We start from the raw sequence: 25,724 nt of genomic DNA, 5'->3' as shown, positions 1-25,724 counted from the left end.
GTTTTTCCACCCAACTCTTTCAGCGCGCGCTCTGCGCAAAAACACGCGGATCTGAGAAGCAGTTGACCAGGTGGTCGTACACCAGCCTCACTCTCGGTGCCACGGGCCCTGATTGCGGGCGATACATGATCAATTCGGAAGGCGGCGGGGCATCGTGTTGCATGAGCTCGACCAGTCGCCCTTCAGACAGATAGGGTTCTGCCAGATAACCGGGCATTTGCCCAAAGGCGATTCCCGCCAGAACAATCTCTCGCTCGGTTTCTGGATCGTCGCAGGTAAATGCCGGGGAGGCAGGCAGGAACGTTTGCCCCTCGGCAAGCACCCACGGCCAGGGGCGGCCGTTTTTGCGATCGATCAGCATCGACAGGGGCAAGCGTTTCAGATCCTCGATGCTGCCAGGGCATTGCACGGTGTCGAGGAGTGACGGCGCCGCGACGATTTTCAGGTCGACATGGGCCACCGTTCTGGCGATATAGCGCCGATCCCGCACAGCTCCAACACGAATACCGATGTCAATCTTGTTGGCCACCGCGTCGGTGAGCTGGTCATCCAGGCTCAGGTCGATGCTCAGGCCGGGATTCTCCCGCATCAGCGGTTTCAGAAACTCAATCAGATACAGCTTGCCAATGGCGTGGGGGGCCGTGATGCCGACGACGCCTTTTGCCTCCTGTTTACTGTTGGCGATAAACAACTGATCCACCCGTTCCAGGGTTTCCCGGGCTTGCAAGGCGAGTTTGGCACCAAAAGCGGTGACGTGAACCTGCCGCGTGCTACGGTGGAACAACAGCTCCCCAAGCGTGCGCTCCAGTTCTTTGATGGCGCGTGTCACGGTCTGCGGAGAGGTGCCGAGGCGGGTGGCTGCATCGCGAAACGTGGTCGATTGCGCCGCCACCGAAAAGATCCGAATCAGCTCCATGCGATTGAGCATTGGCGTCAACTCCCGTTCCAGAAAATGGAATTCTCAAATCCGAACTCTTCCATTTTCTGACGAATAAAACCAGCGCAGACTGCACTCATCAACCCAAACAGGTCTCAACAGGTGCGCTGAACATGAGTAAAAACATCCAGGGTAAAGTGGTCGTTATCACCGGTGCGAGTAGCGGTCTGGGCGAAGCAACGGCGCGTCATCTGGCAGCGCTCGGCGCCCATGTAGTGCTTGGCGCCCGTCGCCAGGATCGTCTGGACGCGATTGTCCGGGAGATCGCCGCAGCAGGCGGCAAGGCGATTGCCCATCCGATCGATGTCACAAACAAAGAGGACTTGTCTGCGCTGGTCGCCAAGGCTGTCGAGGCATTCGGTCGCATCGATGTGATGATTAACAATGCAGGGCTGATGGCGATCTCTCCGATTTCGCAGCTGCGCGTCGAAGAGTGGGATCGCATGATCGACATCAACATCAAGGGCGTGTTGTATGGCATCGCGGCCGCGTTGCCGCTTTTCGAACAACAGGCCAGCGGTCACTTCATCAACATCTCGTCGGTTGCCGGCATCAAGGTGTTCAGCCCCGGTGGATCGGTGTACAGCGGTACCAAATTTGCGGTGCGCGCTATTTCCGATGGCCTGCGTCATGAAGTCGGCGGGAATATTCGCACGACGACCATCGAGCCGGGCGCGGTGGATTCCGAGCTCAAGTTCGGCAGCGGGCACCAGCCGAGCGCCGAGGTCGTTGGCGAGTTTTACAAGAAGGCCATCCCGGCTGATTCGGTGGCACGGGCCATCGCTTACGCGATCGAGCAACCTGCCGATGTCGATATCAACGAGATTGTTCTGCGTCCGACGGCGCAAGACTTCTGATAGTTAACCTGTGCCGTTTGTGCCCTTGCGCAAAGGCACGGGCGCGAGCGACTAAGCTTTAGCACTATTGAATACTTCGAATGTCTGGCCTGGAGCCAAACTTCCACGCAAGCCAACCAATATCGGTGATATCAACCCGTTTGTTTTTACCGTGAAGGCGGGAAGCTTTACCGCCGCGGCGATTACACTGGGCATGGACCCGCATTGTTCGCTTGGAGGACCGGATGGGCGCACGGTTGCTCAATCGCACGACGCGCAAACTGAGCCTGACGGACGAGGGGCAGATTGCGTATGAGCGCTGGCGGCAGATTATCGAGTATCTTGATGAGGTCGAGGTGACCATGGTCCGGGCCGTGGGCGGCCGACCGGTACCTTTAAACTCACGGTCCCGCTGTCCTTTGGTCAGCGCCATGTCCTGCCGATCCTTGATGCCTATCTGAAGCAGTGGCCTGAGCTGCACGTGGAGTTGTGGTTTACCGATCGCTTTGTCGACGCCCTTTTTACCACAGATGTAGTCGACTCCTCATCCTTCCCAGGAGCGTCATCCCGTTTTTCAACGCCTGTTTCAACCAGAAGCACTCACTATCGGTCCGATTTTGCCGCTGGAAACCCATCCCGGCCGAGCGGCCCCGACCATGCGCGGTCATTTCGAGATGGCGCAACGCGTCGAAGCGCTGGACTTTGGTGCGCTCTGGATGCGTGACATTCTTTTCTACGATCCGGATTATGGCCACGTGGCGCAGATGTTCGAACCGCTGGGCCATCCACAGCCAGCCAAGCGCCTATGCCAACAGCCAGCCGATGATGGTCCTCACCGACACGGCCGTGTTCCCAATAATGTGAATATAAGCAGTTCGCATGTTGTGGTCACGGCTATCCACTTCAAGGTTGTTGTGAGCATGCTCCGTGAATTCGACGGTCCGTTCACCAGATGGCAGAGCAACGGCTACTTTTGAACCCATGCGGCTCCGGAATTTCGGTGGTGATTTCCAGAAAGCCGGCTGTCTGCATAGTTAAACACTTGCCGCGAACCGTCCTGGCGTATCGTCGTAACAGTGACATAGCCGGCCGAGAGAATACCATTCATCCGGAAGTCACTGTCGATGGGGGGGGGGCGAGCCTGTGAAAAGCTTACCATTGACTGGTCTAATCCCATTCAGTCTGGAATCTTCAGCATGCGAACTGTCGACATCCAGCAGGCAAGAATAAACCTGTCCCAGCGTTGATGAGGCTGTCAAAGGATGTCATTCCTGATTTCCAAGTCCGGCAGGCGGCTCTCCTCATCTGTTGTACGGAGTTGGTAATATCGGGCCGTGTTGGCAACGGGTGCCACCTTAAGTTGTAGGCTGGTTTCTACGGAGAGCGGCGGTGCAGTGGCGGTGAGTCGGGCGAGAACATTTAGGATGTGATCGGCACTCAGGGCGCCAGACAATCCTCGCAAGCGCCAATCGATTTCGCGCGTGCCGCGCTCAGCGTTTCACACAGGGGGACCGAAGGTCCCGACTCAAGCACCAGTTCTACTGCTACCAGCACCGGGTCGAGACCAGCGATGGGCACAGCAGCCAATACCTACGTCATAATTTGATCACCGTTGCTGTGATGTCTCAGGCCCCGCTTGAGAAGCCGCAACGGAGTGGGCAGATCAGCAAACGGCGTGCCATTGCACAGTGCACTGGGTTTGCGTTCGATGAGTGGGATGTAATGCTGCCAGTCAAACCTGACCTGATCTCAATCAAATAGGCACTCGTGGCTGGCAATCATCGTGTCATCGGCGATGACCCTGATCCGGGAGGGATATAGACGGCTGCTTACCCATTGGCCGACTCGCTCACACGGCACCGAATCGCGATTTCGTGCCACGCAGATCAGGCAGGTGCTGGAGACCCTTACGGTGTGCTCGACGTAGCCATCAAAGGCGGTCGGCATCCATTTCGACCCGCTCCAGCTCCAAAACGTCCGCCACCGTCAGCCCGTTGCACTAGGGGTGTAGCAGCTCGCTCCAGAGCGCACGCACGACAGCGTTGGCCCAGCCAGGCATTCAGTTCCTCGAGGGTGTGGAACATGCAGTTTGAGCGTCAATCCTGATGCGCCGTCGACTGCCTTGAACGTTCTTATCGACAATGCCCTTTTTCCAGCCAGAGGCTACGTTGCAGAATTTTGCGAGTTTGCCGGGCACGATGCTTCCGACGTCCTTTTCCAGCTGGAGCGAGTACGCAGCATCCAGCGTCACCGCTTTCAGGGCGCCGAGGCGACTAACCCGTTGTTCGGGGCCGCGCAGGTTGCCATCGTTGGTGATGCGATTTACGCCGGTCCACATCAGGAAAAGCGGCTGGCCGGGGGCCATCGGCATATCGGAGTGGAAAGAGTAGGAAATGCCGGCCCTCTCGACATCACCCATGCGGGCCAGGTTATCCGCCCGCGCGGGGTCGAGCCCGTTGGTACGGTAATTGTCTGCAAGTGCCACTGGGTAGTACGGGTTCCCGCTCACGATGGCACCCAGTCGTTTAATACGCGCAACTTGTTCAGGCGTCGAGACCGCGAAGTGAACGATCACAGTGCGGTGGTCGGGGGCGAGGGTGACGGCGCATATTGAGCTCAAGCTGGTCGAGCAACATGTCGAGGCCGGCGTCACCGTTCACGTGCACATGGATCTGGTACCCGAGGTCCCAGTACACGCGGAACGACGGGCAAACAGATCGGGATCCATCATCCACTCGCCTTTATGCCCGTCGGTGTAGCCATCCTTCACCTGCATGAGCTGGGAGAAGATGGCGCCGTCCGCGAACAGCTTCACTTGCTTGGGAAGATACGCGGTCATACCCTGTCCCCAGGTCAGGATCTTCTCGCTTTCCTCGGCGATCTTTTCATCGGAGTAAACGCCGGTGATCGATTTGCCGTCAACGATGTAATAGAAGCAGAAGGGCGACGAGGAACTGCTCAGCACTGCATTTTGGGCTTCCTGCAACTTTTTCGACGAATGCCGCCCGCCGGGCTCGCACCCAACGTTACGCCGTTGGCGTGGTAGTAGGTCTGAACGAACTCGAGCCCTGCGCGTAACCGTTGCGGCGAGGCGATTACCGGACCGATCAGCGGCAGGACAGCGAATCCGCCCGGTTCCCAATAGTGGCCATTGGCAAAGTCCGACTGTCTTTTTGCGCTGTCGGACAGCCTGTCGTGCCAGGCTTTCGTTACACCATACTTTTTTCGGCAGCGGAGTTCACGTAAAACTCATGACCCGACCGGTGCCAGATGATAATCGGTCGAGTCTTGCTGATTGTATAAAGGTCGGCCTTCTTCAGCGCACCATGGAAGTATTAGTATAGCCCCAACTGATCAGAGGCGCATCTGGATCCTTCAGCGCAGTGTTGGCAGCCTTCAGGCGCGCGAGGTATTCCTCATGGTTCTTGGCTGCTTTCGATGTTCCCTTCGGCAGCACCAAGTCTTCGATGGAGATGATCTCGCTGGTCATTGTCAGTGCGGCCAGCAATGGATGATCGTGCTGGGCAATGAAGCCTGGCACGATGACCTGGTCGGCAAAGGGGTTGTTGACCGTGTAGGACTGCTTGCCAGCCGCGGCCTTGAGTTCGTCAAGCGATTCCGTCTCGAGAATGCGATCGCCGACGACCGCCACGGCCTGGACGGTGGGTTTCGCCGGGTCAAGGGTGACGATTTCCTTAGCCGGGTAAAGGATGATTTCGGGCAGTGTCTCCACCGCCTCGACCATATCCTGCAGCGATGAGGTGGTTCCTGCGGTCGCCGTACTCGCACCCTGCCGCCAAGAAGATGGCAGCTAATAGACCTGACCGAAGATGATGGACAGTTGGCATGTTCGCTCCTCGCTCACTCATTCCTGACCGTTAGGGCCGGTGGCATTGTTGAACCCACTAAGTAGGTAACGAAGTTAGTTTCCGTATCCAAAGTCTGTGCCCGACAGCATTCCTTGCTCTTTCCTAGTGCCAAAATATAACTTGAGATGAGCAGGAAGCACGACAGCGTTTTGGGGCGCATCACCGAGTCTAGCAGCGACCCTCCAGCCTGCTGTTTTATCCCCAACGCAGAGTTATCTATGATCAAGAAAACCCTATCCGTTGCGTGGACGGTAGGCAGCGACTGCTACCACCTCCAACAGGCTCGTAAAAGCTTCCCCGAGCCCGAGTAACTATTCAACCGCAAAGGCGAGCCACCAAGGCCCAGTGCCTCGCTTTCCACGACGTAGGCCCTGTAACGCCAAGCTGCGTGTCAGCGCAAAGCTGGCAGCGCCCCAACGGCGGCCAGCATTTCATCAAATACCACTCGAACCCGTCCCGGAACGGGGCCACGCTGGGGTCGATAGACGTACAACCCCCATGCCGGAGGCTCTTCGTCTTGCAACACTTGCACGAGTTTCCCGCTGGCAATGTAGGGGGCCGCCATGTAGTCCGCTAGTTGGGCGCAGGCGACCCCGGCCAGTGCGGCGCCTATTTCCATGTCGGCATTGTCGGCAATGAGGGTGGGAGCTGCGGGTATCCACTGCTGCCCCCCTTTGAAGTGCCAAGGCCAGGGGCGGCCGGTATTGATATCCAGGGCTGCGGCGATCGGTAGGCCGGCCAACGCATCGATATCGCCAGGTGCGCCCACTTTCTCGATAAGACTTGGAGCGGCAACGATTGGCAACCTCATATCGGCTGCCTTGCGCGCGACGAAGCGACTATCGCGCATGAAACCAACTCTGATGCCAACATCGATCCCGTCGTCAACCGTGTTGCTGATGCGATCGGACAGGCGCACATCCAGGTTGATCCCAGGATGACGTGCGACAACGCGCTCCAATGCAGGTAAAACTGCTCTGGTACCCAGGCTGTGCGGTGCAGTGATGCGGACCGTGCCCGACAGGGTAGTCTGCTGGTCGGCCGCAGGCGTTCGCCATAGATCCTCGAACCGCTCCAGCACAGGGCGCACCTGTTCCAGCAGGCCTTCGGCAAAGGCGGTGATGCGCACCTGTCGCGTGCTGCGATGGAACAGCACCTCGCAGTAGTGTCTCTCCAGTTGTTGGATAGCTCGCGTGACGCCTTGAGGGGAAGTCCCCAGACGCACGGCTGCGTCGCGAAAACTGCTGCTTTCGGCCGCCACCCGAAATATGCGCAGCAGTTCGATATCTTTGGTCATTACCCATACCTCATGTCCAGCTTCGTTGATCGTTAATTGTTCCACAAATGGAATTATAAAATCGAAAAAATTCCATATTTTGCAGCTTTGTCGTCTCCTATACTGACAACTCAGCGGAATGCTCCGCTCCTGTGCCCCCTGATAAGGAAACGACATCATGAAATCCCGTGCAGCAGTCGCCTTCGAGCCTGGAAGGCCGCTGGAAATCGTCGAGATCGACGTTGATCCGCCTCGCAAAGGCGAAGTGCTCGTAAGGATCACAAATACTGGCGTTTGCCATACCGACGCCTTCACCCTGTCGGGCGATGACCCCGAAGGTCTATTCCCGGTCGTGCTGGGTCACGAGGGGGCGGGTATCGTCGTGGAGGTGGGTGAAGGTGTGACCAGCGTGAAGCCTGGCGATCACGTCATTCCTCTTTACACCGCCGAATGCGGCGAATGCCTGTTCTGCAAGTCCGGCAAGACCAACCTGTGTGTCGCTGTTCGCGCAACCCAGGGCAAGGGGCTAATGCCCGATGGTACGACCCGCTTCTCGTACAACGGCCAGCCGCTTTACCACTACATGGGCTGCTCGACCTTCAGCGAATACACGGTAGTGGCTGAGGTATCGCTGGCCAAGATCAACCCCGACGCCAATCCCGAGCACGTCTGCCTACTGGGTTGCGGTGTGACCACGGGCATCGGCGCCGTTCACAACACGGCCAAGGTGCAGCCAGGTGACTCGGTGGCCATCTTCGGTCTCGGCGGCATCGGGCTCGCAGCGATTCAGGGTGCGCGCCAAGCCAAGGCAGGTCGCATCATTGCCATCGATACCAATCCAGCGAAGTTCGAGCTGGCTCGTACCTTCGGCGCGACCGAATGTCTCAACCCGAAGGACTTCGACAAGCCGATTCACGAGGTTCTCATCGAGATGACCGGTTGGGGTGTCGATCACACCTTCGAGTGCATTGGCAACGTCAACGTGATGCGCTCGGCACTGGAAGCAGCACATCGTGGCTGGGGCCAGTCGATCGTCATCGGCGTGGCTGGTGCAGGCAAGGAAATTTCGACGCGCCCGTTCCAGTTGGTCACCGGTCGCACCTGGAAGGGTTCGGCTTTCGGTGGGGTCAAGGGCCGCACTCAGCTTCCCGGCATGGTGGAAGACGCAATGAAAGGCGAGATCGATCTCGCCCCGTTCGTCACCCACACCATGGGCCTCGACGACATCAACAAGGCCTTCGACCTGATGCATGAAGGCAAGTCGATTCGCACAGTGATCCACTACTGATCACTCACTGTCCATTCAACACCAACCACCAAGGAAATTAACCATGTCCAATCCTGTCATTTCCGGCGACGGCATCTTCTCGCATGTCTTTATCGGCGCCGCCGACGTTCAGAAGTCGGCAGCGTTCTACGACGCCGCTCTGGGTGCTCTCGGCATCAAGAACCTCGGTCCTTTCGGCAACGGATGGGTGCTTTTCGGTCGCGAAAAGCCGGCTTTCATCATCGCCCGCCCGGGCAATGGTGAAGCGCCTTGCAGCAACGGCGTGACGATCGGCTTTGCGGCCGCCACTCCCGCTGAAGTGGATGCTTTCCACGCCGCCGGCCTTGCCGCAGGCGGCACCGACGAGGGCCAGCCTGGCGCACGTGGTCACCTGCCGGGTGCCTATGCGGCCTACCTGCGTGATCCGGCGGGCAACAAGGTCTGCTCGTACACCTTCGTCTGAAAGCAAGGCAGCTGAGGGCGTTCTGACAGGGCCAGCACAAGCCTCTGTACGGCGAGCCTATTAGACAGACCGTGCAGGCGGTGCCTGCTCATGAAGGTCGGCCCGCAGCCATGTGCGAAACGCATGGCTGCGGGCATTTGCCTTGAAACGCGTCTTTCATCTAATGAGAAATGAGGTCGTTATGAAAGAGCCGGCCAACATCAATACGACGACCATACCACCCGCCCCGACTGCCATCGTGTACGGCATGCCGGCCTATGTCGATCTTGCTGCAGCCGTTGACGAAGTGCACGCGCGCCCGCATCTGTTGCTTCAGGCCCCCCGGAGCATATTGCAGCTCGCTTTCATGACCGAAGGCGACGTGGCCAAGGATCAGATGGCGATCAGCACGTTATTTCATCGTTTCGGCGTTGCCGAGCCCGACCACGCTACGCTGCTTCACGACTTGACATGGGATGAGGGGGACCTGCACTGCGAAAAGCACGCCGAGTTCTCGACGTATCTCTGGTGTGCTTCGCTGGATTCCGAGACGGAGAGCCGTGCGGCGAAAACCCGTTCAAGCATGGATTGCTCCAGGCCCGGTCGTCTCTGGCATCCATTTGAGACTTTTTCCATGGACGCCGGAAACGGAGAAGGAGGCCAATCATTTTGATCCTGGCAGCATGTGCTACTCAATTGTGGAGAACGGTTCTGCCGTCATCCTGACCGATTTCCGATAGGATGAGGACGGCTTGACGCAGATCCTCATCCTCACCCGCGATTTGACCCCGGCGCGGGCGGGTGCGCTGGTTCAGCGTCTGCTGGAGATCGAGACTTACCGTACCCTGGCGTTGCTGTCTCTGCCGTTGACACGATCGATGACGTCGCAACTGCGACGTATAGAGTCGCGGCTCGCCGCGATCACCGACGAGATGTGTACGAGCTTGGTGGAGCGGCGCGACAGCGACGTGCTGCTGTCCGAATTACCCGGCCTGGCTGCCGAGTTGGAAGCTGGCGTTGCGGCGAATTTCTATCGAATCGGGGCTAGCCGCGCCTACTACTAGATCGTCGAGGAAAGGCTGGCAGCGCTTTCGGAAGAGGCCGTATCCGGGTACTGCACCTGGGCGGAGTACCTGCAGCGTCGCATCGCTCCAGCCATGCGGACATGTCAATCCGTAAAGGAGCGCCAAGCCAAGCTCTCCGACAAGTTGACCCGGGCCATAGCATTGCTGCGTTCCTGGGTCGACGTCGAACTTAAACACCAGAACCGCGATCTGCTGGCGTCGATGAACAACCGGGCCAAGATGCAATTGCGCCTTCAGCAAACCGTCGAAGGTCTGTCGGTCGCGGCAATTTCTTATTACGTCGTGAGTCTTCTCGGCTATTTGCTCAAGGGCATTCCGATCGTTCACGACAATGTGGCGCAGGTGACGGCGGTTCTGCTGCCTGGGGTGATGCTGACGATTTGGTGGATCGTGCGCAGGATCAGACACGCCCACGGCGACACTTCAGCGGAAGAGAAATATTCCTGACGAGCTGCCGTCCTGGAGCGCGAAAGCTGCGCCGTTCGTTTGAACATAGCAGAGCAACATGGAACGCATCGTACATCACGCCAATACTCAGCAGTGACAGCTGCACCCAGCGCATGCGGGTGAGCGGTGGTCAGTGGAAAGTTACGGAACACGAACTGCAAATCATCGCGAAAATGCTGTTGTAGCTTTTTGACCACTCAATACGCTTCACCGCAATAGGGACATTGATAGTCACCAAAATCCACCAGTGTGACCTTGGCTTGCGCACTTCCCTGGCGATGGTCGGTTGCACATACCGGGACTTTGAGATTGGCCATGTGATCACCTATTAATGTTAGGTTGGCGTGCTTTGTGATGAATTCGCCAGAGCATCCAGAATGCCGTCCGCCCCGGGATTGATTGCCATCGGGGAGACGTAGCTCCAGGCGACCACTCCCTCCTTGTCAATCACGAACAGCGCCCGCTTACAAGCCCCCAGGTGGGACTCGTACGCCCCACTGTCGTGCCACAGCCCCTTTGGGCTCGAAATCGGTCAGCAGGCTGAAGTGAAAATTCCGATCTTTGGCAAAGGCCTGATGACACCGGGCGCTGTCAACTGAGATACCCAGTAGCGCCGCACCGTATTCTCTGAATGTGGGTAGCAACTGGTTGTACAAATTCAGTTGGTCACCGCACACCGAAGTCCAGTCAGCGGGATAAAACGCCAGTATCACGGGGGTTTCCCTTTAGCTCGCGCAGCGACAACTGTTGATCAGGGGTTGCGTACAGAGTGAAGTCGGGCGCGACAGTGCCGGCCGGCAGCGGCCCTTGAACCAGGTCGCCATTCGTTTCTTTTGCATCATCCAATTCTGAAGTGTGCATTGCTTGAGCCCTAATAGATGGGCGGTTGGGGTCTGCTCAGCGGGATACGACTTGCCCGGCGGGATAATTCCATCCACCGCAAAGTGGTTTATAAATGGCGACGATGCCGCGATTCACCTCGATCTCAGCCTGAGCCTGAGCCTGATTGTCTTCGGCTGCGAGACGTTCACGTTCCGCATCAAGAAGCAGGAGGAGATCCGCCGTGCTTTCGCGGTATTGGATTGAGGGCCAAGTGTGTAGCAGAACCGCAGGATTCGCTCTGGCTCATTGATGACTATAGTCGCTGGTGACGCTTACCGTAGTCGCTGAACGAATTTTCGATATCCTCCAGTGCCAGCAACACTTCGGGCGCTTATTTTGCTGCCAATTTAGGCAACTGTTTTACCCGATGGTTTGGCACCTGACTCGACGCTACCCTTCATCCCCGCCACGCTGGAGCTGGGCGGCATATCGGCGAATATTGCGTTGCGCTTACTGGAAAGCATGGGGCATGATGATGTAGTCCTAACAACAGGAGGCACGTCATGGTCAACGTAGCGTTGTTCGTTCGTCTGGAAGCAAAGCCCGGGAAAGAGAAAGAGGTAGAGAGCTTTCTCTTGGGTGGCCTTCCAATAGTGGAGGAAGAACCAGCCACTACGGCTTGGTTCGCCATCCGCTTGGGGCCGTCCACCTTTGGCATCTTTGACGCCTTCCCGGATGAAGCAGGCCGGCAGGCTCATCTTTCAGGCAAGGTCGCAGCGGCGCTTAAGGCCAAGGCTGCCGAGCTGTTTGCCACACCGCCGTCAATCGAGAAGGTTGACGTCCTCGCGGCCAAGCTACCCGGCTAAGCAAGTCCAGTAAGGCGCTCCAACCAACACTCCTGCCGCCACTTTGCAGCGTCAGAGGCGCGGCTGAGTTTGGACGTGTAGCGATGCCAACTGGGATAAAGCCGTGGAGGGGGGACTGGCGATCCTGCTTAAGCCCGTATCCACACCACTGTGCAAGCCGAATTGCCCGATGCCCTGTGATGGGATATGGAGCCGGACGCAGCACCGAAACCCATCAAAACGCGAGCCTGACTCCGGTTTTCTACATCTTCCAGCAACGAATTCACCAGCGCCTGGCACATCTACAGCGAATGTTCGGTCGCTGGATTGACAGCGACAGGCGAAAGGTTCCCGGGGCAGGGCAGGGGATTCAACGCGGGCGCCGAACTTGCAACACTAAACTCCGGTCAACATGAGCGTTCGGCCCACCCGGATCAACAGCACGTTGCCATCACGAACAGCGGGACGGGAGCCCATGCCAAACCCTTCATTCGGTGAATCCTCCTGCAACACTGCGGCCAGCGGCCTGGTGGAAGTGCGCGGCGCGCGGGAAAACAATCTCAAGGACGTCGATGTCGCCATTCCACGCAATGCGCTCGTGGTGTTTTCCGGTGTGTCGGGTTCCGGCAAGTCCTCGCTTGCCTTCGGCACGATCTATGCCGAGGCGCAGCGGCGCTACTTCGAGTCGGTTGCCCCCTATGCGCGGCGATTGATCGACCAGGCGGGCGTTCCGGATGTCGATGCGATCGACGGCCTGCCGCCAGCGGTCGCATTGCAGCAACAGCGTGGGGCGAGCAATGCGCGCTCTTCCGTAGGCAGTGTGACCACGCTGTCCAGTTTCATACGCATGATGTACTCGCGTGCCGGCGCCTATCCCGCCCATCAACCGATGTTGTACGCAGAGGACTTTTCGCCAAACACGCCGCAAGGGGCATGTCCGGCGTGTCATGGCCTGGGCCACGTGTACGAGGTGACGGAGGCGAGCATGGTACCCGACCCGTCGCTTAGCATACGTGATCGGGCCATCGCCGCCTGGCCACCGGCCTGGCATGGTCAGAACCTGCGCGACATCCTGGTCACCATGGGCTACGACGTCGACCGCCCCTGGAAGGACCTGTCCAGGAAAGACCGTGACTGGATCCTGTTCACCGAGGAGACGCCCACGGTACCCGTCTACGCGGGCTTCACACCTGCCCAAACCCGTGACGCACTCAAGCGCAAGCTCGATCCCAGCTACATGGGGACCTTCACCGGCGCGCGACGCTATGTGCTGCACACCTTTGCCAATACCCAGAGCGCATTGATGAGAAAGCGCGTGTCGCGCTACATGGAAGGCAAGCCATGTCCGACCTGCCACGGCAAGCGGCTCAAGGCCGAGGCGCTGTCGGTCACCTTTGCCGGGGTGGACATCGGCGAGTTTATGCAAATGCCGCTGGACCGCCTGGCTGCGCTGCTCGAGCCCATCGCCCAGGGCGATTTTCGCGCGCACGCAGCCGGGGAGGGCACCGACCTGGCCGCGACCCGTCGTGATCGATCCGAACGCGCCGCGCGCGGTCGTGCGGTGCATGCCGAATCGCCTGACGTGCGCCGGACCTCGGCGCTCTCGGAGGAGAAGCGCCTTGCCGCGCAGCGCCTGGTCGGGGGTGTGATGGCGCGACTGCGCCAGCTGCGCGGATTGGGCCTGGGTTACCTCACCCTGGATCGGGCCACCCCGACGCTGTCGGCTGGCGAGCTGCAACGCTTGCGCTTGGCCACGCAACTGAGCTCCATGCTGTTTGGCGTGGTGTATGTGCTCGACGAACCCTCAGCAGGCCTGCACCCCTCAGACAGCCAGTCGCTGTACGACGCTCTGGACAAGCTGCGCGATGCCGGCAATTCGGTGTTCGTGGTGGAACACGACCTCGACTTGATGCGCCGCGCGCAATGGCTGGTGGATGTGGGGCCGGATGCGGGAGAGCGGGGCGGCCATGTGCTTTACAGCGGTGTGCCGCAAGGGCTGCGTGAGATTGCCGAGTCGCGCACCGCACGTTATCTGTTCGATGAAATCCCCGCGCCGGCTAGCCGTGGGCGCGAACCCGCCGGCTGGCTGGAGTTGCGAGGTATTCGGCGGCACAACCTGCATGGCGTGGATGCCAACATCCCGCTCGGCGTGCTGACGGCGGTGACCGGCATCTCGGGTTCGGGCCAATCCAGCCTGGCCGCTCAGGCCTTGCCGGAACTGTTGTTGTTGCACCTGGGGCACGAGCCCGAGGACGATGCGGCCGAAAACGCCAGCAGCGAAGGGCCGGCGATGATCGAAGTCACCGGTGGCCACCTTGCAGGCGATGTGGAGGTGATCCAGCGCCTGGTCCAGGTCGACCAGAAGCCGATTGGCCGCACGCCACGTTCCAACCTGGCCACCTACACCGGTCTGTTCGATCACGTGCGAAAACTGTTTGCCGCGACGCCGGACGCGCGCCGTCGTCGCTTCGACGCCGGTCGGTTTTCCTTCAACGTGTCGAAGGGGCGCTGCGAGACGTGCGAAGGCGAGGGTTTCGTCAGCGTTGAGCTGCTGTTCATGCCCAGCGTCTACGCACCCTGTCCCACGTGCCATGGCGCGCGCTATAACGAGGCTACGCTCGCCGTGCGCTGGAATGGGAGCAACATCGCCGATGTGCTGAACATGACGGTGGAAGAAGCCCAGGACTTCTTTGCGAGCCAGGACGCCATCGCGCGGCCGTTGCAGCTACTGCGGGACATCGGGCTGGGTTATCTGCGCCTTGGGCAGCCCGCCACGGAGTTGTCGGGGGGCGAAGCGCAACGCATCAAGCTCGCCACGGAGCTTCAGCGAAGCCAGCGAGGTCGCAGCCTGTATGTGCTCGACGAGCCGACTACCGGCCTGCACGCGTCGGATGTCGACCGCTTGCTAGTACAATTGCAGCGCCTGGTCGATGCTGGCAATACCGTAGTGATGATCGAGCACGACATGCGCGCGGTGACCCAGGCCGACTGGGTAGTCGACGTCGGGCCCGGCGCGGGAGAGGCGGGCGGCCGGATCGTGGCGGTCGGCACGCCTCGGCAGGTAGCGGTCGCGCCAACAAGCCAGACAGCTCCCTTCATGGCTGAGGCGCTCAGGCGCGTGCCACAGTCAGTCGACTGATCGCACAAGACCGACCTTGTTCTCGTTACGATCGCGCAAGCCACGGTTACGTGTGAAAAACCCACGGGGGCAGCCAGGCCTGATAGATTTAAAAGCCAATTTTCATAGTCTTCTCTTCGCAGTGCCGTTCAAAAAGTGCCAGTGACCAGAATTGTTCGATCGACGTTTCTGATATCGGTGTGACCGCATGCGCCATCGACACATCCAGCTCCTTGTGCAGGATCTGCAACGCCTTACTGACACCTGACTCGCCCATTGCGCCGAGTTCGTAGACCATGGCGCGAGCTATCAATGTGCCGCCTGCGCCAAGAGCCCATGCGTTGAGCACATCCTGGCCGCTACGAATGATCTGGCGTGTTGCTGGGGCGGTTTAGCTCACCAGGAAGGGACATCGTACCCTGATCAGGCTACGAAGCCGGACAGCTACTGGCCTTGGAAATCGAAACGGGATTTAGCGTCTTTAAACACTCTGTGCCGATTGCTGCCGATCAATCCGAGCCGGAGTCGACCTGAAACAAGCGCTCCGCGTGCGCCACAAAACTTTAAGTGATTCAGTATTGAAGAGTCTGACTTAGGAGAGAAACGGCCTGAGCACGACGGTCGGCAAGTGATCTGGCAGATCGCTGCGCGACGCAGCACCTACAAGCATTTGAGCAAACGCAGTGCGCTGTACAAGGCCAGGCGCAAGATCGAGAAGGCCAAAGCCCAGGTACGTGCGAAGGTCGAACATCCGTTTCGGGTGATCAAGCGTCAGTTCGGTTATGTGAAGACCCGCTTCCGTGGCCTGGCCAAGAATACGGCGCAATTGACCACACTATTCGCGCTGTCGAATCTGTGGCTGGTGCGCCGGCAATTATTGTCTGCTGCGGGAGAGGTGCGCCCGTGGGGGCAGAAAACCAAGGCTATGCCTTGGTTTTCCAATAATCAGCGGCTGAAAATCGGGGTTTTCGGCATCTCCAAGCCGTCCATTTGCGGCTGGTGGGTAACTTGTTCGGAGAATCCTTAGTCGAATTGTGTGCCTTTTTGAATCAGCTCGACTTTGTAACCGTTGGGATCTTCAATGAAAGCGATTATCGTGCGTCCATGTTTCATGACACCTGCTGACCGAGGAACGCGATATCCCAGGATTGCTGCGCGGTTGCACACCGCCTCTGCATCCTCAACCTCGATAGCGACATGCCCATAAGCATCGCCAAGTTCATATCTATCCTGTCCCCAATTTAGCGTCAGTTCCAAGACGGCAGATTCTGTCTCTGGGCCATACCCGAGGAAAGCAAGGGTGAATTTCCCCTCCGGATAGTCTTTCCTTCTCAAAAGGCTCATGCCGAGCACTTTGGTGTAGAAGTGAATGGTTTTATCCAAATCTACTACGCGTAGCATGGTATGTAGGATGCGCATTAGTTTCTCCGCTGCTGCATCGGCCCGCAAGGCCGACATCTCTTAGAAGGCTTTCTCTAACAGAGACGAAAGCCGTGCGTCCACGCCCTATCTACCGCGAGCCCTTGAGGCCAGAAGATTAAGGTCATTGGATGCCTTTGCGAGACCTATGTTGCGCTTACACTGGGCTCACTAAAAGTGACAAAAAGTGACTAGTGCCATCACAAAAGGAAAATGTCTTGAAGCTTTCACAGCTCGGTTTTTTTTGCGCCGTCGTAGAGTGCGGCACAATAGCCGCCGCCGCGGTACAGCTGCATTGCGTACCCTCGAACATCACAACACGGCTGCGAGAGCTTGAAAACCAGCTGGGTGTCGTCCTGTTCAACCGAGAAAAAAACCGGTTGCTGGTTACACCCGAAGGTAGGCTGGTTTACCGCAACGCAAAATTGCTCGTCGATCTCGCAGCTGAAACACGCTCGCTGTTTTCGACCGATTCCATTAATGGCGTGCTTCGAGTCGGGGCGCTGGATGTAGCGCTGGCTAATCATCTACCCCAGCGTCTCGTACGGTATCGTCTTGAGGCGCCAGGAGTAGAGCTCCACATCCGCCCGGAGCACTCGTTACGCTTGGAGCGACTATTAATCGATGGCGAGCTTGATCTGATCCTCACTGATGGCCCAATCGAGCATCCGTTGCTTGAAAGCCGCTTAGCCTTTCGTGAGCGCTTGCTGAGAGTGGTACCGAAGGCTTTCTCCTCGCCCACCCTCGAAAACCTGGCTGGACTTGAGCTGTATGTATTTGGTCGCACCTGTCACTACAGACTCCAGGTTGACAACTGGCTTGAAAGCAACGGCATCCATCCTCGGGCGATTCTGGAAATCGAGTCGTATCCGAGTATTTTTGCATGTATAGCAGAAGGGCTAGGATTCGCTTGTGTGCCGGAAAGTTATGTCGACCGTTACGCTAGCCGAGCGGATACATTTCAGGCCGATTATGTGCCTGGTCTGGACTCGAGCGATATCTATTTCGTCTGGCGAAAAAGTCAGCAGTCCCCCTTAATCAAAAACTTCATCGAGATAATTGATATGCAGAGCAATTGAGCGTTAACGAGTCCAGAAAGCCGCGCTGGTGCTGATTGTACCCCGCACAGTAAAAATACTCTGTTAAGCAGAAACCAGCGAATACCTTTCTGACGAAAATGAAGGGGGCCGCTATTCTTGTCAATGCCAAGACCCTAATTTGGAGTCGCGAGGAAGAGTTCCTGCAGGACGTGCTCCGTCAGGTGGCCGCAGTGAATTTCCGTGGTGCGATCGATAACGACGGCCGGCCGCTGTCAATCGAAGCGATCAGTGCCACTGAACGGGCCGCCGAGGCCATCGCGGGCAAGCAGGGTTAAAAAACTCACCCCACGACGCTCGGAGGGTTGTCAGGCAAGTCCTACAGTTTGACCGCATCTTCAAGCCTGATCGAGCTCGCTCGACAGATTAAGAAGGGACTCGTACATGACAATCCTCCTTTCAGCTGACTGACATGATCTCGAACAGAAGACACAGAGCGCCCAATGCTGGACGGTGTGCTTCCTACGTTAATGGCAGGAAAAGCGCCACTGGCCAAGGCGTGAATGCTGCCCGGGCGCCCGAGACCCGGTCGCAGAGCTTGTTGCAGTTCGCGCTGCAGTCTCTCGAACTTGACAATGGTGATCTTCGCCTTCGTTCCCGGCGTCGATCCGAACGATCTCGATCTGCAGATCACCGAAGGTTGCTATCGATTTCTGGCGAACGCCGGCCGGTGCGCATCGCAGATGAGGGCAATTGCTCCGTGTATGCCAACGAGCGTTTTTCCGGACGCTTCAAGCGTACTGTGAGCCTCAACGATGAGGTTGATACCAACAAGGTCGAAGCTCACTGTTGCGACGGTGTTCTGTGCATCTCGCTACCTCGTCGTGAGGTGGTGCAGCCCAGGCGTATAGCCATTCAGTAACAGCATCGGTTTGAAGGAGGAATCACCATGAACGAAAAGCAAGCAGTCGTGCGCAATGAGACTGAACCCCAAATACTGCTGCCGCGTGTCGATGCATTCGAAGACGACAACGAAATTTAATTGTTTGCGGACCTTCCGGGCGTGCCCAAGGTGCATCTCGTGGTCAATGTGGAAGATGACACGCTTTTGCTGGAAGGGGAGATCATGCCGCAGATGTCCCAACAACTGGAGGTCGTTTACGCCGAGATCCAGCTGTCGCGATTCAGGCGAGAATTTACCTTGAGCTCTGAGCTGGATACGACCCGGATCGGCGCTGAGCTACGGGACGGCGTGCTGAGCTTGCGCGCGCATGCCCAGCCTCGTAAGATCGTCGCGAAGAGCGAGTAGGGCCTTGAGTGTGCGGAGGTCGACCCCATGGACAAATTAGCTAAACTCAAACATGGACCGGTGGAAACTTTGTATTCGCTGCCCGAGGGCTGGCGTCAGCTTCGTGATATTACCAGCGAGGCGCTGACGCGCTTCACGCCCGTCAACCGGAGCAGGAGCTCGTCGGAGGTTCCTTCCTAGTCACTCGCACTTGCGTCGAACTGGGGATTGCTGGCCAGCGATCGTTACGAGGATGGCGACCAGATCGTCGTTCGCCTTGATATGCCGGAAATGGTGAAGGAGGATCTGAATATGGAAGTGCGGGGAGGAGCCCTGATCATTAGCGATGAAAAGCACATCGAGCAGGAGCAGGGTAATGTGGCGTTATCGCGTCCGGCAGTACACCTTCGGCAGTTTCCGGCGCACCTTTCAGCCTCCCGCTCCGGTCAATGCCGAGCAGGCGAGAGCTAGATGCAGCAACGGCGTGTTGCGTGTCGAACTGCCCAAGGAAGAGCGCGCGCGTGGCAGGCGGATCGAGGTTCGCTCGGGTTGATACTGCGCTTCATCTTGTCTGTCGCAGGCAAGGGACACCCCTCGTCACCTGGAATGCCCGCCCGCCGCAAACTCGCGGGCGGGCAGTTCTTGAACCGGGGAAGTAGAGAGTGTCAGCGCTCACCACGCCAGATTACTTTGTGCCATTACGCAGCGTCTCAGGATCACGGCTTGAGACGCTGTCAGCAGCGGGATCCGAGACAACCAAAGCAACGAGTGCTCCAGCTGCAAACTACGGGGTATGGATTCCATGTGCTACTCGTCGTGCGCCTAGTAGTCGCCCTGGGCGCGGGCCTGGAGTCCGACGCGCCAGTCCTGGTCAAGCTGGTCGTCGGTGCCGAGTTGAGAGATGTCCTTTTCTACCGGTCGGGGACCATGCACCTCGAGGAGCATTTGAAAGTGTCCGTTCGAAGGCATACGATCGAGAGTCTACATGCAAGCTACAGCGCCGCCACGGTGACACCACGCCGGATGCGGTCAGCAGACCGGGAGGTGTTACTTGAAATGCACAACCGATATGCCCGCCAGTGTCATCACGACACTCACCTACCTGGTCAAGCACGATGCGAAGCCCTATGTGCATACCGAGGCTCTGACCGGCGACAGTGAACCGCATTACTTTGCCGAGCAGGAGGAGCGCGAGGTCACGATACACAACGGTCGTCCGTTGGCAGACAGCCTTTCTCTGGACAAGCAGGGGTTCGAATTCCATCGGCGGGATACGGTGGTCGACGACCTCTACGACGATACCTCAGTGGAAAACGTCTACTATGAAGAGGTCAAGGCCTTGATCAAGGAGTTGACGGGCGCGAGCCGGGTCATCATCTTCGACCACACCAGGCGCAGCGACGCCGAGGGGCGGGATGTTCGCGGCCCAGCCAGCCGTGTGCATAATGACTACACAGAGCGCTCGGGGCCTGAACGTATCCGCGACGCGCTGGGCATGGATCAGGCCGCCACACTGGCAGCGGTGCCGGTGGCCCAGATCAACCTCTGGCGCCCGATGAGCGGGCCCGTTAAGCGCTCGCCGCTGGCCGTGCTGGACGCCTCGACGCTCGACCCCAATGACCTACTGGCCACCGCCCTGGTCTATCCGGATCGTATCGGTGAGATCTACCACCTGGCCTACAATCCGCACCAGCGCTGGTACTATTTTCCGGACATGCTCCGTGACGAAGTCTTGCTGATCAAGGGGTATGACTCGCGTCACGACGGCCGAGCCCGCTTCACGCCCCATACCGCCTTCCGGGACCCAAATACGCCGCCGGGAGCCCCACCGCGCGAGAGTATCGAAGTTCGCACCCTGGCCTTCTTTGATTAAGTTTTTGCCACCTGGCGGATAGCTGATCCACCCATGACTGCAGAGCCCTCGGCTACGGTGTGGGTGATGCCAAACCGATGTCGCTCTCTAGCGATTTCGTCCGCGCACCAACGAAAGCTCAATCATCCGACTCATCTCGGCGAGCTCTGGAACCCCGTCATAGCGAAGCCCGTCAATGTAAAACGCTGGGGTGCCATTCACGCCGCTGCGTTCGCCGCCATTAAAGTCGGATTGTATTTTGGGGAGGTAAATATCGTCCTGCATGGCAAGAACGAGTTCTTCGCTGGAGAGGCCGTGTTTTTGAACGATGGCCCGAAATAGCGGCTGCGCACTGAAGCGCATCGGTGAAGATGTCAGCGAAAAGCTGGACTACACGCCGGGCGTGTTTACCGTTGAGCGCCATGTTCGTGGCAAGTGGGTTTGTGATGACTGTGAAACGCTGATCCAGGCGCCGGTACCTGCGCAAATTATCGACAAAGGCATTCCGACTGCCGGATTACAGGCCCACGTCATGGACGCGAAGTTCGCTGACCATCTTCCGCTTTACCGTCAGGAAACGATTTTCGGTCGAGCTGGCTTGGCGATTCCACGTTCGACGTTGGCCCAATGGGTTGGCATGACGGGTGTGCAGTTGCAGCCGCTGGTCGACGCCCTGCGTGACGTAGTGATCGGGCAGCAGGTCGTGCACGCGGATGAAACACCCGTGCAGATGCTCGCTCCGGGCACGAAGAAAACCCACCGCTCTTATGTTTGGGCTTACGCCACCAGCCAGTTCTGCGAAACAGCCGCTGTCGTCTACGACTTCAGCCCCAGCCGCGCCGGCGAGCATGCTTGCAACTTCCTGCAAGGCTGGAAAGGCAAGTTGGTCTGCGACGATTTTGGCGGTTACAAGGCCAGCTTCGAACTCGGCGTGACCGAGATCGGCTGCATGGCCCACGCCCGGCGCAAGTTTTTCGAATTGCATGCCACCAACAAGAGCCAGCTCGCCGAGCAGGCCCTGCGTTATATCCAGTTGTTGTACGAAATCGAGAGCGAAGTGCGTGACCTGGACTCGGATTTACGGTGCCGAATACGGAAAGAAAAAGCCGCGCCAGTGATGGATAGACTACATACCTGGATGATCGCCCAGCGTGATCTTGTCCCCGAAGGTTCGGCTATCAGCAGAGCACTCGATTACAGCCTTAAACGCTGGGCAGCGCTGTCGCGCTACCTCGATGACGGGGCTGTACCCATTGATAATAATTGGGCGGAAAACCAGATCCGACCGTGGGCTCTTGGGCGCAAGAACTGGCTCTTCGCCGGGTCGCTACGCAGCGGAAAACGGGCGGCGGCGATCATGAGCTTGATCCAGTCTGCGCGGCTGAATGGTCATGATCCGTATGCCTATTTAAAGGATGTTCTCACGCGCCTGCCGACGCAGCGGGCGAGTGAAATCGAGCAGCTGCTTCCGCATAAGTGGCAGCCGGTTTAATCACGCAAGGCGTGATGCCCGGACGCATACGATTTTGCCCCCAAATTTCTGCAGCTTTACGATTGTAGGCAACCAACACGCCGAGCTGATCACAAAGGTACACCCCCACGGGAAGGTGTTCGATCAAGTCATGATTAAGGTGACTCGCGATTGTTGAGCCCGCTGGCACGCGTAATCTGATTTGACTCATTAAATTAGGCATTTCAGACTCAAAACGTAGGGTTGGATTCTTTGAGCCTACGCCTTTGCGCCCCGAAAGTCGTGGCACATCTCAGCGCCCGCTTTCCTACCGGAAAACAACATGCCGCCAGTCGGGTAAGCTCTGACGCGGTCATGGCGGTACTACGCTTTCGAAAATGTTGTTGTACTTGAGAATGGAGGCCATTGATGAAGCACATAAAGGTTTTCGAAATCCGCTACCGATTCAACGCCCAGCGTAAAAGGTTTTTCATGCAGATGGCTCATCTCTGCGACAGTGATGCATGTCATTTCGCCGCTCTCCATGCAGGAGTAGATTCAGTGACCGAGACCGCTTTTAGGCCTATGTGCCAAGCTAAAACACAAACGGAAAAACTCGGCATAACTGATGTGTGGTGGGGCTTAGCACGAGAATTCAGTCAGGAAAATGACAGCTCGCTTACCTAAAGCCTTAGCATTCGTGCTGTGATGATTCTAAAGCAATTATTTGACCGCTATGGCCCACACATCTTTTAGTGAGCTTCGAATTTAATAGATTCCGCATCTGTAGGATTTCTTGTCGATCATGCATTGCCGCTAATGTCATATCTCAGTCTGCGTTAAGTTTTTTTGTAGAATTTCTACGGAAAATTTGCAGGGGTGAGGGTTGCCCACACGATACAGTGCGATTTCGTTAACAAGCTTCTTTCATGTCCATCGCGGCAATGCGGCTCATTGGTTTTTTCTTGGGTTTTTCCTGATCACGTTGGCCGTAAGCATGACGATCTCCCATGATTACGCTAGTCGTTTATGAGCGAAGCGGCGAGCTCTCTGTCCTCCTCTGGTCTAGCCTGATCACGTTGATTTCTGGACTCATGCTCATTGTGCGGGGACGGCCAGAGACGCCGCAGTTTAGACCTGAGACATGTACATTCTGGCGACCGCCAGTTGGGTTGTCGTCTGCTCCGTTGCCGCTTTACCGATGGTATTCGTCCACCATATCAGCTACACCGACGCGTTTTTCGAAACGATGTCGGGCATCACTACAACGTGCTCTACCATCCTCGCCGGTTTAGACACTTCCTCCTCTGGTTTGCTGATATGGCGCTCAATGCTTCATTGGTTGGGTGGTATTGGCTTTATCAGTATGGCCCTGGCGATCCTTCCATCCTTCCACTTCTGCGAGTGGGCGGCATGCGTCTGTTTGAGATTGAGTCTTCAGACGGGTCAGGGAAAGTAACGCCCGTTCCCATGTGGCTGCCATGTATATCCTATGGATATACCTTGGGCTGACTCGTGGAGTGGTCTTGGCCCTTTGGTTAGCAGGTATGACGCCGTTTGAGGCCATCGATCATGCGATGTCGTTGATCTCTACAGGTGGGTACTTGACATCAGATGCATCGCTGGCTCACTGGCCGCAACCGGCTATTCATTGGACGGCGGTGATCGTCATGATTTTGGGCAGCCTACCGTTCACGCTGTATGTCGCGACATTGCGTGGCCATAGGAGCGCGTCGATAAAAGATCAACAGGTACGAGGATTCATCAGTTTTCTCGTGATTACTTGGCTAGTTGTTGGTACCTGGTTGAGCTTTAGCAGTGACTACAATTGGTGGGACTCCGTACGTATCGTCGCCTTTAACGTGACCTCTGTCGTGACCACCACAGCGTTGCATTGGGTGACTACACACTGTGGGGCAGTTTTGCCGTTCTGCTTTGTTTTACCTGACGGTTGTTGGGGGATGTTCAGGCTCTACAGCTGGTGGCCACAAAATCTTTCGTTTTCAGGTGGCAGGAACCCTGCTGTTGAGCAGCCTAAAACAACTTATCCATCTGATTCAAAAGAAGTACGACGGTAATTCTATAGACGAGGAGATTGTCCGCTCGCTTTTGACGTTTTGCTTTTTCTTCACCGTCACGATTGCAGCAATCGCCTTAGGCCTTGCTCTCATTGGACTCGATTGGACGACGGCTTTGAGTGGCGCAGCAACTGCTGTGTGCAACGTTGGGCCGGGCCTCGGCGACATCATTGTCCCTCCAGGTAATTTCTCATTACTGCCGGATACTGCAAAGTGGCTTTTGACGATTGGGATGCTCTTGGGCCGGTTGGAAATTCTCACAGTATTGGTGCTTGACGCCGGTCTTTTGGAGATATTGAACTGAAGTAGCCACGTTTAGTCACAGGAATCAACGTTGCCGATCTTGCAGCAAATGTAGACCCCTGGTTGGTAGCTTGACCAAAGCCAACCGGCCGGACAGGCATTGCTCTCAGTTGGCGGATTGTACGAAATCGAACGCTGAGCGAGGGAGATGATCGAAGATCGCAGGCGAGTACGCTAGGGAAAAGCGGCACCGTTTAGCCTACAACACCGAGATTTCATGCGCGATCATCGAAGACGATCGGGCTGATGCATTTCAGTTTCTGACCATTGAGGACGAGGGGATGAGCAAGGTAATTTTCACAGTGGGTCATTCGACTAAGCCAATTGACGTCTTCGTCCAGATGCTGCAGAGCTTTGATGTGAACGCTGTGGTGGACATTCGGACTGTGCCACGCTCCCGAACGAATCCCCAGTACAACCTGGATGTCCTGCCAGAGCTACTGGCCCAATCCGACATCTTGCATTACCAGATTGCAGCTCTAGGTGGATTACGCAAGAAATCGAAAAACGTCCAGGATGAGGTCAATGCGTTCTGGGACAATCGAAGCTTCCATAATTACGCTGACTACGCTCTCTCGGACGAATTTGAGGAAGGGTTGCGCCAATTGTTGGAGCTGAGCGACACCGCGCGCTGCGCCATCATGTGCTCCGAGGCGGTTTGGTGGCGATGCCATCGTCGAATAGTCGCGGACTACCTGCTGATCCGAGGGGTCGAAGTGCTCCACATCATGGGCATCGGAAAATCTACGAGGGCGGCGCTTAATCCTTCTGCCGAAGCATCTGGCATAAAACTCTCATACTCTCGATCAAAATAGAAAGGCAGACTTGAGAACCTATGCAGGATCTCTAGCCTTGTACAGGAGTCGCGGACAATTTTCCGATATAGGAGTCGATTTTGAAGCAGTCCGTTGCGCCATCGCGTCTCTGCGCTATGGTTAGTTCTCTAACATCCATGACTAAAGTGTAGGAGGGCTGGGCATGCGAATTCGAGGGGGCGTATTCTGGCAATGGGCTGATCCGACGTTTCACCATCGGACACACGACGAGACGTTGGACGACGGCACCTTCATCGATGTCCAGGTGAGGCTTTCGCCCACGGGAAATACGCAGATGTTCATCGGGGTATATGCGGCAAGCGGCATGCCTCTTCATGAAGAGGCCTTCGATTCCCGGCCAGGCGAATCGATGACCCGCGCTTTGGCTTAGGGTGTGGGATGTGCAAGGCGAGTCGCCATCGGCCTCAAGCCTACTGAGAGGCACGTGGCGTAGGCTTGCTAGCTCCAGCTTGGATATGTTGGAGGGATTCATTTAAGGGATTGCAACCGGCGGCTGAAGCGGACGGCGGCCACAACA

General features: G+C 57.3%; 25 protein-coding genes and 11 pseudogenes. 23 read left to right on the top strand and 13 right to left on the bottom strand.

Annotated features, from left to right (window positions below):
* Positions 1–19: 19 nt before the first annotated feature.
* A complete protein-coding gene (locus ACP7D9_RS13570) occupies positions 20–928 on the bottom strand; it encodes a LysR family transcriptional regulator (protein ID WP_034113320.1) in 909 nt (302 codons plus the stop codon).
* A 122-nt stretch (positions 929–1,050) separates the two neighbouring features.
* On the opposite strand from ACP7D9_RS13570, the gene ACP7D9_RS13565 reads away from it, so the two are divergent.
* The 3 genes and pseudogenes from ACP7D9_RS13565 to ACP7D9_RS13555 all read left to right on the top strand — a co-directional run bounded on the left by ACP7D9_RS13565 (position 1,051) and on the right by ACP7D9_RS13555 (position 2,750).
* Positions 1,051–1,794, top strand: coding sequence for an SDR family oxidoreductase (locus ACP7D9_RS13565; protein WP_017737776.1), 744 nt, complete (start codon positions 1,051–1,053; stop codon positions 1,792–1,794).
* 67 nt (positions 1,795–1,861) lie between these two features.
* Positions 1,862–2,287: pseudogene (locus ACP7D9_RS13560) on the top strand (LysR family transcriptional regulator); the annotation flags it as partial.
* 142 nt (positions 2,288–2,429) lie between these two features.
* Positions 2,430–2,750 carry a hypothetical protein gene (locus ACP7D9_RS13555; RefSeq protein ID WP_256557692.1) on the top strand — a complete coding sequence of 107 codons (321 nt, stop codon included), beginning with the start codon at positions 2,430–2,432 and terminating at the stop codon, positions 2,748–2,750.
* A 278-nt stretch (positions 2,751–3,028) separates the two neighbouring features.
* Here ACP7D9_RS13555 and ACP7D9_RS13550 read toward each other — a convergent pair.
* From ACP7D9_RS13550 to ACP7D9_RS13530, 5 genes and pseudogenes are all read right to left on the bottom strand, one after another.
* A pseudogene (locus ACP7D9_RS13550) lies at positions 3,029–3,949 on the bottom strand (Mu transposase domain-containing protein); the annotation flags it as partial.
* 6 nt (positions 3,950–3,955) lie between these two features.
* Positions 3,956–4,348, bottom strand: a pseudogene (locus ACP7D9_RS13545) (amidohydrolase family protein); the annotation flags it as partial.
* Between the two features lie 81 nt (positions 4,349–4,429).
* On the bottom strand, positions 4,430–4,738 hold the full coding sequence (locus ACP7D9_RS13540; RefSeq protein WP_426157969.1) for a hypothetical protein: 309 nt from the start codon (positions 4,736–4,738) through the stop codon (positions 4,430–4,432).
* Positions 4,739–5,089: 351 nt separating this feature from the next.
* Positions 5,090–5,518 carry a hypothetical protein gene (locus ACP7D9_RS13535; RefSeq protein ID WP_426157967.1) on the bottom strand — a complete coding sequence of 143 codons (429 nt, stop codon included), beginning with the start codon at positions 5,516–5,518 and terminating at the stop codon, positions 5,090–5,092.
* Between the two features lie 515 nt (positions 5,519–6,033).
* Positions 6,034–6,939, bottom strand: coding sequence for a LysR family transcriptional regulator (locus tag ACP7D9_RS13530; RefSeq protein WP_213553358.1), 906 nt, complete (start codon positions 6,937–6,939; stop codon positions 6,034–6,036).
* A 157-nt stretch (positions 6,940–7,096) separates the two neighbouring features.
* Between ACP7D9_RS13530 and ACP7D9_RS13525 the strand changes: the two genes are divergently transcribed.
* From ACP7D9_RS13525 to ACP7D9_RS13510, 4 genes and pseudogenes are all read left to right on the top strand, one after another.
* Positions 7,097–8,206 carry an S-(hydroxymethyl)glutathione dehydrogenase/class III alcohol dehydrogenase gene (locus ACP7D9_RS13525; protein ID WP_110675892.1) on the top strand — a complete coding sequence of 370 codons (1,110 nt, stop codon included), beginning with the start codon at positions 7,097–7,099 and terminating at the stop codon, positions 8,204–8,206.
* 43 nt (positions 8,207–8,249) lie between these two features.
* The gene (locus ACP7D9_RS13520; protein WP_110675894.1) at positions 8,250–8,648 is read left to right on the top strand and encodes a VOC family protein; all 399 of its coding nucleotides are present in this window, start codon (positions 8,250–8,252) and stop codon (positions 8,646–8,648) included.
* Between the two features lie 181 nt (positions 8,649–8,829).
* Entirely contained in the window at positions 8,830–9,300 is a 471-nt protein-coding gene (locus ACP7D9_RS13515) for a DUF3422 family protein (protein WP_256598373.1), read from the top strand.
* Positions 9,301–9,379: 79 nt separating this feature from the next.
* A pseudogene (locus tag ACP7D9_RS13510) lies at positions 9,380–10,159 on the top strand (DUF3422 family protein).
* 197 nt (positions 10,160–10,356) lie between these two features.
* Here ACP7D9_RS13510 and ACP7D9_RS13505 read toward each other — a convergent pair.
* The 4 genes and pseudogenes from ACP7D9_RS13505 to ACP7D9_RS13490 form a co-directional block, all read right to left on the bottom strand.
* Positions 10,357–10,476, bottom strand: a complete 120-nt coding sequence (locus ACP7D9_RS13505) for a thioredoxin domain-containing protein (protein ID WP_256558072.1) — start codon at positions 10,474–10,476, stop codon at positions 10,357–10,359.
* 147 nt (positions 10,477–10,623) lie between these two features.
* On the bottom strand, positions 10,624–10,836 hold the full coding sequence (locus ACP7D9_RS13500; protein ID WP_256558075.1) for a redoxin domain-containing protein: 213 nt from the start codon (positions 10,834–10,836) through the stop codon (positions 10,624–10,626).
* A 10-nt stretch (positions 10,837–10,846) separates the two neighbouring features.
* Positions 10,847–11,020 (bottom strand): hypothetical protein, encoded by a 174-nt coding sequence (locus ACP7D9_RS13495; RefSeq protein ID WP_426158345.1) that lies wholly within the window; start codon positions 11,018–11,020, stop codon positions 10,847–10,849.
* Between the two features lie 36 nt (positions 11,021–11,056).
* Positions 11,057–11,366 (bottom strand): annotated as a pseudogene (locus ACP7D9_RS13490) (TolC family protein); the annotation flags it as partial.
* A 178-nt stretch (positions 11,367–11,544) separates the two neighbouring features.
* Here ACP7D9_RS13490 and ACP7D9_RS13485 point away from each other — a divergent pair.
* Both ACP7D9_RS13485 and ACP7D9_RS13480 read left to right on the top strand, forming a co-directional pair.
* Entirely contained in the window at positions 11,545–11,847 is a 303-nt protein-coding gene (locus ACP7D9_RS13485) for an antibiotic biosynthesis monooxygenase (RefSeq protein WP_213553356.1), read from the top strand.
* A 454-nt stretch (positions 11,848–12,301) separates the two neighbouring features.
* A complete protein-coding gene (locus ACP7D9_RS13480; RefSeq protein WP_426157964.1) occupies positions 12,302–14,965 on the top strand; it encodes an excinuclease ABC subunit A in 2,664 nt (887 codons plus the stop codon).
* Between the two features lie 128 nt (positions 14,966–15,093).
* On the opposite strand, the pseudogene ACP7D9_RS13475 reads toward ACP7D9_RS13480, so the two are convergent.
* Positions 15,094–15,311, bottom strand: a pseudogene (locus ACP7D9_RS13475) (alpha-hydroxy-acid oxidizing protein); the annotation flags it as partial.
* A gap of 231 nt (positions 15,312–15,542) precedes the next feature.
* Between ACP7D9_RS13475 and ACP7D9_RS13470 the strand changes: the two are divergent.
* Positions 15,543–15,845 (top strand): annotated as a pseudogene (locus ACP7D9_RS13470) (transposase); the annotation flags it as partial.
* Positions 15,846–15,967: 122 nt separating this feature from the next.
* On the opposite strand, the gene gloA reads toward ACP7D9_RS13470, so the two are convergent.
* Positions 15,968–16,363, bottom strand: a complete 396-nt coding sequence (gene gloA, locus ACP7D9_RS13465) for a lactoylglutathione lyase (protein WP_069558853.1) — start codon at positions 16,361–16,363, stop codon at positions 15,968–15,970.
* 218 nt (positions 16,364–16,581) lie between these two features.
* Between gloA and ACP7D9_RS13460 the strand changes: the two genes are divergently transcribed.
* The 8 genes and pseudogenes from ACP7D9_RS13460 (at position 16,582) to ACP7D9_RS13425 (ending at position 20,561) form a co-directional block, all read left to right on the top strand.
* A complete protein-coding gene (locus ACP7D9_RS13460) occupies positions 16,582–17,442 on the top strand; it encodes a LysR family transcriptional regulator (protein ID WP_069558848.1) in 861 nt (286 codons plus the stop codon).
* A gap of 98 nt (positions 17,443–17,540) precedes the next feature.
* A complete protein-coding gene (locus ACP7D9_RS13455) occupies positions 17,541–17,738 on the top strand; it encodes a hypothetical protein (protein WP_426158343.1) in 198 nt (65 codons plus the stop codon).
* A 134-nt stretch (positions 17,739–17,872) separates the two neighbouring features.
* Complete coding sequence (locus tag ACP7D9_RS13450; RefSeq protein WP_426157961.1) at positions 17,873–18,322, top strand: Hsp20/alpha crystallin family protein; 450 nt, start codon at positions 17,873–17,875, stop codon at positions 18,320–18,322.
* Between the two features lie 120 nt (positions 18,323–18,442).
* Positions 18,443–18,709: an Hsp20/alpha crystallin family protein gene (locus ACP7D9_RS13445; RefSeq protein ID WP_426157959.1), complete on the top strand. Its 267-nt coding sequence runs from the start codon at positions 18,443–18,445 to the stop codon at positions 18,707–18,709.
* A gap of 27 nt (positions 18,710–18,736) precedes the next feature.
* Complete coding sequence (locus tag ACP7D9_RS13440) at positions 18,737–18,889, top strand: hypothetical protein (RefSeq protein WP_426157957.1); 153 nt, start codon at positions 18,737–18,739, stop codon at positions 18,887–18,889.
* Positions 18,890–18,970: 81 nt separating this feature from the next.
* Positions 18,971–19,018 (top strand): annotated as a pseudogene (locus ACP7D9_RS13435) (hypothetical protein); the annotation flags it as partial.
* A 16-nt stretch (positions 19,019–19,034) separates the two neighbouring features.
* Positions 19,035–19,241 (top strand): Hsp20/alpha crystallin family protein, encoded by a 207-nt coding sequence (locus tag ACP7D9_RS13430; protein WP_332261907.1) that lies wholly within the window; start codon positions 19,035–19,037, stop codon positions 19,239–19,241.
* Positions 19,242–19,739: 498 nt separating this feature from the next.
* Complete coding sequence (locus ACP7D9_RS13425; protein ID WP_069558846.1) at positions 19,740–20,561, top strand: CmcJ/NvfI family oxidoreductase; 822 nt, start codon at positions 19,740–19,742, stop codon at positions 20,559–20,561.
* Between the two features lie 87 nt (positions 20,562–20,648).
* On the opposite strand, the gene ACP7D9_RS13420 is transcribed toward ACP7D9_RS13425, so the two are convergent.
* On the bottom strand, positions 20,649–20,903 hold the full coding sequence (locus ACP7D9_RS13420) for a DsbA family protein (protein WP_256558068.1): 255 nt from the start codon (positions 20,901–20,903) through the stop codon (positions 20,649–20,651).
* On the opposite strand from ACP7D9_RS13420, the pseudogene tnpC reads away from it, so the two are divergent.
* From tnpC to ACP7D9_RS13395, 5 genes and pseudogenes are all read left to right on the top strand, one after another.
* Positions 20,884–22,032 (top strand): annotated as a pseudogene (tnpC, locus tag ACP7D9_RS13415) (IS66 family transposase); the annotation flags it as partial. The gene ACP7D9_RS13420 and the pseudogene tnpC overlap by 20 nt on opposite strands.
* A gap of 387 nt (positions 22,033–22,419) precedes the next feature.
* Positions 22,420–22,677, top strand: a complete 258-nt coding sequence (locus tag ACP7D9_RS13410; RefSeq protein WP_426157954.1) for a DUF6555 family protein — start codon at positions 22,420–22,422, stop codon at positions 22,675–22,677.
* Positions 22,678–22,919: 242 nt separating this feature from the next.
* Positions 22,920–24,367 (top strand): annotated as a pseudogene (locus ACP7D9_RS13405) (TrkH family potassium uptake protein).
* A gap of 285 nt (positions 24,368–24,652) precedes the next feature.
* A complete protein-coding gene (locus ACP7D9_RS13400; protein WP_426157952.1) occupies positions 24,653–25,186 on the top strand; it encodes a DUF488 family protein in 534 nt (177 codons plus the stop codon).
* A 163-nt stretch (positions 25,187–25,349) separates the two neighbouring features.
* Positions 25,350–25,640 (top strand): annotated as a pseudogene (locus ACP7D9_RS13395) (hypothetical protein).
* Positions 25,641–25,724: the final 84 nt, after the last annotated feature.

The sequence above is a fragment of the Pseudomonas sp. TSRC2-2 genome (genome assembly GCF_049897785.1).
Lineage (GTDB): Bacteria > Pseudomonadota > Gammaproteobacteria > Pseudomonadales > Pseudomonadaceae > Aquipseudomonas.
Note: the sequence above shows the minus strand (reverse complement) of the source record. Positions and strands in the feature narration are given on the sequence as shown.

What these genes read in the sequence shown, in the direction of transcription:
- ACP7D9_RS13440 (WP_426157957.1), top strand. Translation starts at nt 18,737, where the DNA reads ATGGACAAATTAGCTAAACTCAAACATGGACCGGTGGAAACTTTGTAT.
- ACP7D9_RS13525 (WP_110675892.1), top strand. Translation starts at nt 7,097, where the DNA reads ATGAAATCCCGTGCAGCAGTCGCCTTCGAGCCTGGAAGGCCGCTGGAA.
- ACP7D9_RS13520 (WP_110675894.1), top strand. Translation starts at nt 8,250, where the DNA reads ATGTCCAATCCTGTCATTTCCGGCGACGGCATCTTCTCGCATGTCTTT.
- ACP7D9_RS13480 (WP_426157964.1), top strand. Translation starts at nt 12,302, where the DNA reads ATGCCAAACCCTTCATTCGGTGAATCCTCCTGCAACACTGCGGCCAGC.
- ACP7D9_RS13565 (WP_017737776.1), top strand. Translation starts at nt 1,051, where the DNA reads ATGAGTAAAAACATCCAGGGTAAAGTGGTCGTTATCACCGGTGCGAGT.
- ACP7D9_RS13400 (WP_426157952.1), top strand. Translation starts at nt 24,653, where the DNA reads ATGAGCAAGGTAATTTTCACAGTGGGTCATTCGACTAAGCCAATTGAC.
- ACP7D9_RS13430 (WP_332261907.1), top strand. Translation starts at nt 19,035, where the DNA reads ATGAAAAGCACATCGAGCAGGAGCAGGGTAATGTGGCGTTATCGCGTC.
- ACP7D9_RS13570 (WP_034113320.1), bottom strand. Translation starts at nt 928, where the DNA reads ATGCTCAATCGCATGGAGCTGATTCGGATCTTTTCGGTGGCGGCGCAA.
- ACP7D9_RS13530 (WP_213553358.1), bottom strand. Translation starts at nt 6,939, where the DNA reads ATGACCAAAGATATCGAACTGCTGCGCATATTTCGGGTGGCGGCCGAA.
- ACP7D9_RS13495 (WP_426158345.1), bottom strand. Translation starts at nt 11,020, where the DNA reads ATGCACACTTCAGAATTGGATGATGCAAAAGAAACGAATGGCGACCTG.
- ACP7D9_RS13420 (WP_256558068.1), bottom strand. Translation starts at nt 20,903, where the DNA reads ATGCGCTTCAGTGCGCAGCCGCTATTTCGGGCCATCGTTCAAAAACAC.
- ACP7D9_RS13450 (WP_426157961.1), top strand. Translation starts at nt 17,873, where the DNA reads ATGATCTCGAACAGAAGACACAGAGCGCCCAATGCTGGACGGTGTGCT.
- ACP7D9_RS13485 (WP_213553356.1), top strand. Translation starts at nt 11,545, where the DNA reads ATGGTCAACGTAGCGTTGTTCGTTCGTCTGGAAGCAAAGCCCGGGAAA.
- ACP7D9_RS13515 (WP_256598373.1), top strand. Translation starts at nt 8,830, where the DNA reads ATGAAAGAGCCGGCCAACATCAATACGACGACCATACCACCCGCCCCG.
- ACP7D9_RS13455 (WP_426158343.1), top strand. Translation starts at nt 17,541, where the DNA reads ATGAAGGGGGCCGCTATTCTTGTCAATGCCAAGACCCTAATTTGGAGT.
- ACP7D9_RS13555 (WP_256557692.1), top strand. Translation starts at nt 2,430, where the DNA reads ATGCGCGGTCATTTCGAGATGGCGCAACGCGTCGAAGCGCTGGACTTT.
- ACP7D9_RS13535 (WP_426157967.1), bottom strand. Translation starts at nt 5,518, where the DNA reads ATGGTCGAGGCGGTGGAGACACTGCCCGAAATCATCCTTTACCCGGCT.
- gloA (WP_069558853.1), bottom strand. Translation starts at nt 16,363, where the DNA reads ATGCGCATCCTACATACCATGCTACGCGTAGTAGATTTGGATAAAACC.
- ACP7D9_RS13410 (WP_426157954.1), top strand. Translation starts at nt 22,420, where the DNA reads ATGAAGCACATAAAGGTTTTCGAAATCCGCTACCGATTCAACGCCCAG.
- ACP7D9_RS13505 (WP_256558072.1), bottom strand. Translation starts at nt 10,476, where the DNA reads ATGGCCAATCTCAAAGTCCCGGTATGTGCAACCGACCATCGCCAGGGA.